Annotated in this window: 8 protein-coding genes; 4 read left to right on the top strand and 4 right to left on the bottom strand. The window is 60.4% G+C overall.

Features of this window, described 5'->3' with window-relative positions:
- The first annotated feature begins 180 nt into the window (after positions 1 to 180).
- On the top strand, positions 181 to 987 hold the full coding sequence (locus GY725_15970; protein ID MCP4005687.1) for a collagen-like protein: 807 nt from the start codon (positions 181 to 183) through the stop codon (positions 985 to 987).
- A gap of 27 nt (positions 988 to 1014) precedes the next feature.
- A complete protein-coding gene (locus GY725_15965; protein MCP4005686.1) occupies positions 1015 to 1689 on the top strand; it encodes a hypothetical protein in 675 nt (224 codons plus the stop codon).
- 351 nt (positions 1690 to 2040) lie between these two features.
- Here GY725_15965 and GY725_15960 read toward each other — a convergent pair whose 3' ends face one another.
- Positions 2041 to 3018, bottom strand: a complete 978-nt coding sequence (locus GY725_15960) for a redoxin domain-containing protein (protein MCP4005685.1) — start codon at positions 3016 to 3018, stop codon at positions 2041 to 2043.
- Positions 3019 to 3045: 27 nt separating this feature from the next.
- A complete protein-coding gene (locus tag GY725_15955) occupies positions 3046 to 3264 on the bottom strand; it encodes a hypothetical protein (protein ID MCP4005684.1) in 219 nt (72 codons plus the stop codon).
- A gap of 316 nt (positions 3265 to 3580) precedes the next feature.
- Between GY725_15955 and GY725_15950 the strand changes: the two genes are divergently transcribed.
- Complete coding sequence (locus GY725_15950) at positions 3581 to 5203, top strand: hypothetical protein (protein ID MCP4005683.1); 1623 nt, start codon at positions 3581 to 3583, stop codon at positions 5201 to 5203.
- 104 nt (positions 5204 to 5307) lie between these two features.
- On the opposite strand, the gene GY725_15945 is transcribed toward GY725_15950, so the two are convergent.
- Entirely contained in the window at positions 5308 to 5784 is a 477-nt protein-coding gene (locus GY725_15945) for a YbhB/YbcL family Raf kinase inhibitor-like protein (protein ID MCP4005682.1), read from the bottom strand.
- Positions 5785 to 5853: 69 nt separating this feature from the next.
- Positions 5854 to 6531 carry a hypothetical protein gene (locus tag GY725_15940; protein ID MCP4005681.1) on the bottom strand — a complete coding sequence of 226 codons (678 nt, stop codon included), beginning with the start codon at positions 6529 to 6531 and terminating at the stop codon, positions 5854 to 5856.
- A gap of 252 nt (positions 6532 to 6783) precedes the next feature.
- Between GY725_15940 and GY725_15935 the strand changes: the two genes are divergently transcribed.
- Positions 6784 to 8226: a 2-hydroxychromene-2-carboxylate isomerase gene (locus tag GY725_15935; GenBank protein ID MCP4005680.1), complete on the top strand. Its 1443-nt coding sequence runs from the start codon at positions 6784 to 6786 to the stop codon at positions 8224 to 8226.
- The last annotated feature ends 159 nt before the right edge of the window (positions 8227 to 8385 follow it).

Below are 8385 nucleotides of genomic sequence, written 5' to 3'. Positions count from 1 at the left end.
CCCACTCGGAGTCGTACTGACCCCCGTGCTCGAAGACCATCCGAACCGCTCGCTCACGAACCTCTTGCGAAAACCTGCTCTTGCGTCCCATGACCCCATCCTCTCAAGGAATAAGGTCTCCGGGAAACCCGGGGCGATTCACACAACTGCTAACGTCAGAGACCTGAGGGAGGATCGGTCATGAGACACTTCGCCACACTGCAATTCGCAACGATCTTGACCTTGGCAGTGGTCCAGTTCGCGGCTCTTGAAGCTCAAGCCGAGGAAGGTCTCCTCCACGCCTGCGCTTGGCCGAGTTGGGGACTATTGAGGCTCGTTGATGACCCGTCTGAATGCAGGCCCAATGAACGAGCGGTCTCGTGGAACATTTCGGGCACTCCAGGAGAGCCAGGAACTCCGGGCACACCGGGAGCGCAGGGGCAAACAGGAGCACAGGGGCCTCAGGGCCTAACAGGTCCGCAGGGGGTGACGGGAACACAGGGCAATCCCGGACTGCCAGGACCGATCGGCAACCCCGGTACACAGGGGAATCCGGGGCCTCCGGGTGATGCAGGAGCACGAGGGCCGAGGGGTGATCCGGGGCTGCAGGGGGAGCCAGGACCGCCAGGTGTTGCAGAAGGGCAGTTCCAGTTCGTTGGATTCAGCACGACCACATATCAGGGTGGGGACGGAGTGCTTTCTTTCACCGCAGGGTGCCAAGAGATGTTTCCTTCAAGTCGCATCTGCACGAGCCCTGAGGTCATAAGCACAGTCCAGGTTCCAATTCTTCCGGATGCCGCCGCGTGGGTTCTACCTTCATTCATCGCGTCAGGCAGTGGCACCGCCGACGCCTCGGGACGAGAGATACGACCCCACCAAGGCAGTTGCGTGGGTTGGGTGTCCAGTTCCAGTTCGGACAACGGGCTGATCGTGTTCCCGCGCGGCAGCTTCGGCATTGGTGGCTGTAACGAGCCACGTCCCGTCGCCTGCTGCGCGGTAACTCCGTAGGTCTTGATGGTTTGCAGGAGGGGAACGGTGAGTGAACGTAAGAGCGGACTCTACATAGCCTATCCGAAAACCAACCGGCTTCGTCCGACATGGCACAACCAGAAGACGCTGGTGAACCACCAGCACACAAAGGTAGGCCAGACGGCCAACTTCGATAGCACGCGGAATCGCTACCGGCAGGTTGGGCACGATGTCGTTGTGAAGGTGCTTGTCTACTGCGCGGCCGAACATGCGAAGGCGGCGGAGTACTCCCTGCTGGAAGAGATGCACTCGAAGTTCGAGCTTGTGCCCTGTCCAGACGGGCGAGTTCGGACGAAGGAGTGGTTTGCGACCGGTGACTACGATCGTGTGGCTCTGGCGATGGAGCTGATCGAGGTGTTCAAACGCATCGAGCGGATCGAGGACGAGGACAACAACGACGATGACAATGCGGCGGCTGAACAAGGGGAGTCGGCCACGCGGGCTACTATTGGGCGACTGGAGGAGACACCTATGAGATACCGCCTGGGCAGAACGCCGAAACTTACGGCTCCACGAAACGAGAAGACGTGGCGGAGAATCGAGGAGAAGCTCACGGCTACTCGAGAGGCGGAGTTCGACGAGTTGGTTCGATGGTGCACGGGCCACGACCACCCACGGGGAGGGAAAGGCTTCGTGAAGTACTGCATAGAGAAAGGATGGCTCACCGAGATAGCTGAGTGAAAGGATCGAGAAGCGGCTGGCGCAGAGGTGGGGCAACGTGTTTGGTCAGCCCTGATCCAGACCACCCCGTAAGAGCTGGAGCAATTCCCCGCCACCTCCCGTGATTTGAGGGGCCGTGTAGGTCCGTGGGTCCGTCACGCGTGCCGCCGTGTGCCGCTGATTGCAGTCCCCTGCAAGCCCGCAGACTCAACTACGCGTTACTTGTCAGGCTTCTTGCGGCTTCCCAAGCTTGGGGTCGCGGGTTCGAGCCCCGTTTCCCGCTCCAGGAATTCGCAGTGCCGTCGGCTTGCGTGAAACTGCAGATCCAGCCGGGCATCCTGTCCCTGGAGAAGAGCGGCACCTCGAGACGGCCTAGCCGTTTCGGCTCCGGCGCCGCGCGGCGATTTCGAGCTTGATCGTCTTCCAGATCAGACGCGGTAAACCCAGCGGGTACTTGCGCAGCTTGCGCAGCATCAAGCGCGCCATATGCGGATGGCTATTGTAATTGCCCTCGCGTTGACCGTGTCCCATGTGGGTTCCGAGTGCGGGGACATCGACCACGTCGAGCGTTAGTTGTAGTGTGAACATCTCGCTCTTGGGTGGAAAGCAGACGGCGTCATTGCAGGCCTGATAGCGAATACCGACCTCGATCTCGGCGGTGTTCGCATCCAGCGGACGTGTTTCGCTGGCGAGTTCTCCTACGGCGTAGAAGGGCACGACGATGTCGATGGTGCCGCTCCACGCGGGTAGTTCCATGTCCATGCTTTCCAGCCGCAGAGTTTCCGTCGCTGGAAAGACGGGATCTTCGACCACCAGGCCGGGCGGGCCGGAAACCGCAACACTTGCCGGGATCATTCCCTCGGGCACCGGTTCGCCGTAGATGTGGATGCCGTCTGCGAGTTCGAAGTGCACTACGACTTGTCGCAGAATCCCCTGGCGGATCGTCCCCTTGCCACCGTGGACGGAGACCGAGATCTGCACTTCTTCGTCTCCGCCGCTCACGCTCGGTGCATCGTCGGACGGCACGAGTCGTCCGAGGACTGCGTCGATCAGCATCTCCGGACTGTCGCGTTTCTTGTAGGAACCGTGGAAGAACTTCGCGACCACGATTCCGGCTTCGTCCGTCACGTAGACGCCCGGGTAGGGGATGCCTTCGAGGAAGGCATCCTCGCGCCCGACCTGGTCGTTCAAGATGCCGAAGCGGCGGATGACTTCGGAGTCGATGTCCGATAGCAGCCGATAGGGAATCTTCTGCTTCTCGCTGAACTCCCTCAGAACCTTCTGGTCATCGTAGGAGATCGCGTAGAGTTCGATTCCCGCGTCCCGAAACTTCTCGTAGGCGTCGCGCAGCTCGCCGAGCTGCGTCCAGCAGGGCGGTCACCAGACCGCCGATCGAAAAAAGACTACGACCGACTTCGCTCCGGCGCGGCTTTCATGATAGTCGACGAGCCGCCCGTGGGCGTCTGGGAGTTTGAAGTCCGGCAGCCGCTTTCCGATCTCGGGACCGGTCGGGTGTTCATCGGGAAGGCCGATCCGTCCGGGATGCCCGAGCGGCGCCGGTGCATCAAAGCCGAGGTGGTCGCGCTCTATCGACATGGCCGCTCCAGCTGTTTCGCAGAGCAAATATTATGACACACAGAGTGTCGGTTTGGGTGTCGTTTTGCGGACTCCGAGCGTTCGAGAGGTAAGCCCAGGGGACCTGCTTAGCGGGTGTGGACCGAACTCGACTCAACAGCGAAGGGCCTTTCGTTCGAAGTGCGCGTGACATCGAGGTCTATCCTCGTCAATCGACGCGACCGTCTGACCCACCCGGGAGTGCTCGAGTAGTGAGGAAACCCGTCCGATATGTCCTTCGGATGGGTATAATGCCCCAGAGTCTCGCCGCCATGATTTGAAGCTGGGAGTTCTTGGGATGAACTGCGCCTCTGCTCTTTCCTGCAAAAACTTGCTGCGTATTAGCTCACTGATCGTCGTGTGTTCGATCCTGTTCGTTCCGGACCAAAGTGTTGCAGGGGACGGCTACGACGCTCTCGAGTTGAGGTGGTACGGACACCATCTCCACCCCGGAAATGGGCGCCAATGGGAGAGGCAGGCGAATGACGCAACGGCCGATCCGAATGACCCGTCATTCGTCAAGTGCGTGCACTCGTGCAGGCATCCCGATCTGGTCTATCAAGACTGTCTGGACAACGGGCTCGACGGCTGTTTTCTCACTCATCACAGCACGGGGATCAACCAATCTCTGTCGCGCCAGTGGGTTACCGCATCTACCGTCGATCATACCGATCCGTGCGGGGGAGTGATCCCACGCGACCCCAACGGCTGGGAACTCTCTGACGGGACGCATACGCTCGACGAATGGACTTGGCAGATTGATGTTGCGGAGCAGTTCATGGTTGCGAACCCCGGGTTCTTCGCGGGAGTTAGCGTTGAATGGACCGTGCCGGGCGGCGAGCCAGCCAACTATCAGGGCGGACACAAGGTCCTAGCGTGTGATAAGCCGATCCGCCCCTATTGTGCGACCAATGGTGGCGGGGGAACGACGGAATATTTTCAGAATGTCTGTTCCGGTGAGGGCGAACTGTATGACGTCGCCAAGGGAACGGTCACCCTTTACGATCCCAACGAAGCTCCTCAACACTGCACGATCACGACTGCGCACCCATGTGGTGATGGTGGCGGGGCGCGAACCTACTTTGGTCCTTACGATGCAAGCAGCGCTCCGGGTGGACTGGACTACAGCGTCGTGAAGGGATACGCGGCGCTCGTTGATTCATCTTTGAACAACGGGTGTGTATTCCCCGAAGACGAAGTCTTGAGGACAGGTGAATGGGACGCGCTCGCATTATTCAGCCTGTTCAATAAGGGTTTTTGGCTCCACACACAGGCGGATGAGGACTTTCATCACATCAGGAACACCGGATCGTCGGATCCGCTTGCATGTACCCGAAATGAGTGGAAGATCGCGGGGCTCCAAAGGCGAACAGGATGCTGGGTTTCGGCAAATACGGGTCCCGAGATCGTGACCGCTCACGAGAACTACCTCTGCTACTATTCCAAGGACACCGTGAGTCTCAAGGTTTCTGCATACGACGAGAATCCGAACTCAAATCCTGCAGCCGTTCCGCTCGCCATCATGGGCGGGGAGACGACGATCGCGGATCCCGGTAGTGTCTGGCTTTCAGTCGCCGTAGCGGTCGAGGCCGGTGCAGTTGGCAGCCCCTTTCCTGCGCGGCTCGATGTGCGGCACAATGAGGCCTTGGTTGCGAGTTGTCTGCTCGGTAGTTCGGATCCTGATTGCACTTGTGACGGGACGAGTTGTAATCTGGTTCGCGAGTTCACCGATGCAGACATGAGTGCGATCGGAGGCCTCACCGGCTGGTATTCTGTTCACGTCTACAACACGATCGTCGATGAAGCGGGTGCCGACCATCCGCCGAATGCGGCACAAGAAGCAATTGCTTCGGGCTTGCGCATAAACTGGGCCAGCTTCCCGTTGGTTCCTCAGGTCCCGCTTTTTCCGCACTCCCATTGACCCCTGAGGTCTTGTGGGTTGCCAGTTGATGTTCGGGGACCACCCTGCGAATCGGGAAAACCCCGACAAGGCCCGCAGCAACAGCGACACGCCAGGTTCGCGGCCTAGGCGCGTTCGTACGTCCCCATCAGGCGATTCATTCCGATCACATCTGACTCGATCGATTCGAGTAGTTGGTGCATCGTGAGACCTGCTTCGAGATCCGGCTCGCGTCCCAGAGCGAGTACCCAGAAGAAGTAGCGGTGTGTCCCGTGGCCGTTCGGCGGCATCGGGCCACCATAACCTGGCTTGCCGAAGTCCGTCGGTCCGGTCGCGTGGTCGGACACCCCTTCGGGCAGGCCCGTGGCCGATCCCGGGATGTTGTAGAGCACCCAGTGGACGAATCCATATCCCCCGGACGAGACGACGGGTGCGTCGGGATCGTGGCAGATTACCGCCCACGAACGCGTGCCGTCGGGAATGGCGCTCCACTCGAGTGACGGGGAGACGTCTTCTGCCTCGCCCGTGTACTTCGCGGGAATGGCCCCGGATTCCTCAAAAGCCGAACTCGATACAGATAGATCCGATAGTGCGAATTTCATGGGCTGTTCCTCTTCGTGGATTGTCGCCTGGCGGGAGCCTGCGATGAATTGGCTCCGAACACAACTCGCTCAGTGCTGCGATTGCCCTGGATTCCAGCGTTCGATGAACTCTTTGTACTGGCCGCGAGTCTCGGCCACCTGCTCGCGCAGCTTGCGCAGGGTGTTCAGCGGGTTGTCGCGCGCGGTGAGCGCGGTCATCCAGTCCGGAATTCCTCCGCCCGGATCAGCGTCGACCTGGTATTCGACGCGCGTGCCGCCGGATTCAAGCGCTTTCAAATCGTAGTGGCCCCGAAGTCGGGGCATGCGCACGACTCCCTTGATCTCTGGGACGGAGGCCCTTGTCGTGCGTCGAAACTCGACGCGAATATGGTTCGGAGCCACGATGCGGATCTCGTTTTCCGTGACCGAATCCCGATCGGCAACAGGCCACTGGATATCCAGTCGGGTGTAGAGCACGCTGAGCAGGGGCGAGTTGCGTTGCACCTCGCGCGCTTCGCTCACCTGATACATCCAGAGCGGATGGTTCGTCACGTCATTGACCACCGCGAACGCTTCGAATATGTCGGCGGGAATCTCGACCACACCGCGGAATTCCTGCAGTTTGCGGCCCTTCGTCGGGCGCTGGCTCACGACGATTCCGTCCTCCTGCGCAAGTACCTGCCAGCCAGAAGAAGCTGAAGGTTCAGCCCAGGCGAGCGTCGGCGCCAGTAGCAGAACTGCCGTGAAGATCTGCGGAATCCGGATCATGTAGAGAAGCTAGCGAACGGGCAACGACTCGCTCCCGGCGCAATCGCGTATGATGGCTTCGAAGATGATCGTCACGACAGAATACGGAAACTCCGAAGGCAGGAAAAGCGCTTCCGACCGCCGACGCGACCCGATTGCCTGGACGCGTGCTCAAGACCCCTGCGCGATCCGGCGCGAGGTGTTGAAGCTCTTGTTCTAGGAGCTTGAAGACCCGGTTGATTGCATTCATCCCAGAATTTCCCGGAGTACGACATGGCAGAAAAGTTCGAGAATCAGGGTGGCTCTTCCAACATGGACCCACCGGCACTGTTGCGCTGGGCCACCTCGCGGTTTGCGCGTCGTATGATCTCCCCGGATGCCCGGAAGAGACGGCGCGTCCGCGCTGAGCGCGCGCGGATCAATGCGGGGGCTCCCCATCGCGTGGAGTACTTTCACCAGGTCGAAGACGGTTACAGCCATCTCGCCGTGCAGTTGCTGCAGCCTCTACTAGAGCACTATGACGTCGAGTTGAGTTGCCACCTGGTCGGCGCGGTTCGCGACCAGAATCTTCCGGAGCCCGATTTGCTCCTGGCACTGTCCCGATACGACGCGGCCCAGATCGCGCCGCACTACGGTTTGCGTTTTCCCGATGGAGTCGGTGCGCCCGAGGACGGCTCGCTGGAAACCGCCAGGCGAATCCTGGCGATGGTGGATTCCTCTCGCTTCCCCGAGGTGGCCGTGAGCGTCGGCGAGGCGCTGTGGGATGGCGACGCAGACGCACTGAATGCGCTGGCGGAACGGCTGGGCTCGGTCGACTCCTCTACGGCCCAGGTGCGGATCGAGAGCGGCAATCAGCGCCGCACAGAGCTGAAACACTACTCCGGGGCGATGTTCTACTACGCCGGAGAGTGGTACTGGGGCGCGGATCGCTTCTACCACCTGGAAAACCGCTTGATCGAGGTCGGTGCGCGCAAGGGAACCGACCGCGAACTGATCTGTCCGCGACCGGCCATCGAGTCGGGCCCTCTGAAAGACGATGGTTCGCTCACTTTCGAGATCTATCCATCACTCCGCAGTCCCTACACTTCGGTGATCTTCGATGCGGCGGTACAACTGGCGAAAGATGCGGGCGTCAAGATGGTGATGCGTCCCGTATTGCCGATGGTCATGCGAGGAGTCCCTGCGACCCGGATGAAGGGCACGTACATCTTTTCCGATAGTGGACGTGAAGCAGTTGCGCTGGGACTGGACTGGGGAAACTTCTCTGACCCGATTGGCGACCCGGTGCGCAACGCCTATTCGCTCTATCCGTGGGCTTGCAAGCAGGGCAGGGGAACGGAGTTGCTCAGCAGTTTCATGCGAGCGGCCTTTTTCGATGGCGTGAACACGAACAACGAACGCGGCATGCGCATCGTCGTCGAGAACGCGGGTCTGGTCTGGGACGAAGCGAAGGCGATCATGGGCAATACCGATTGGGAAGAAGAAATCGAAGCCAATCGCCTGGCCATGTACGAGTTCGGTTCCTGGGGTGTGCCGAGTTTTCGCCTGCTTGATGGCGACGGCAAACAGGTTCTGGCGCTCTGGGGTCAGGATCGGCTCTGGTTGTTCGCAAGGGAGATCCAGCGCCTGCTGCAGATGCGACGCCCCGCCAGGGAATCTCTGCACAGGGAGGAATCGAGCGAGAAGCGGGAGTCGCCGCCTGAGCAAGAAGCGTGATCCGATCGCAGATCCGTAGATCTGCAGAGGGTCGCGCGACGCAGCGCAGGCGGATGCATCGCGCTTCTCAGTCGCGGCACGGCTGCGCACGGGATCTCCAGTCGAGTCCTTCTTGCCGCACCTGTCCTCAGTCGACGCGGGCCTGCATGCCGTAGCAGT

Source organism: bacterium (assembly GCA_024226335.1).
GTDB lineage: Bacteria > Myxococcota_A > UBA9160 > SZUA-336 > SZUA-336 > JAAELY01.
This window is presented reverse-complemented; position numbering and strand designations above follow the sequence as displayed.

Excerpts from the sequence above, each read along its gene's own strand:
- GY725_15970 (MCP4005687.1), top strand. The coding sequence starts at position 181 with ATGAGACACTTCGCCACACTGCAATTCGCAACGATCTTGACCTTGGCA.
- GY725_15940 (MCP4005681.1), bottom strand. The coding sequence starts at position 6,531 with ATGATCCGGATTCCGCAGATCTTCACGGCAGTTCTGCTACTGGCGCCG.
- GY725_15950 (MCP4005683.1), top strand. The coding sequence starts at position 3,581 with ATGAACTGCGCCTCTGCTCTTTCCTGCAAAAACTTGCTGCGTATTAGC.
- GY725_15955 (MCP4005684.1), bottom strand. The coding sequence starts at position 3,264 with ATGTCGATAGAGCGCGACCACCTCGGCTTTGATGCACCGGCGCCGCTC.
- GY725_15945 (MCP4005682.1), bottom strand. The coding sequence starts at position 5,784 with ATGAAATTCGCACTATCGGATCTATCTGTATCGAGTTCGGCTTTTGAG.
- GY725_15935 (MCP4005680.1), top strand. The coding sequence starts at position 6,784 with ATGGCAGAAAAGTTCGAGAATCAGGGTGGCTCTTCCAACATGGACCCA.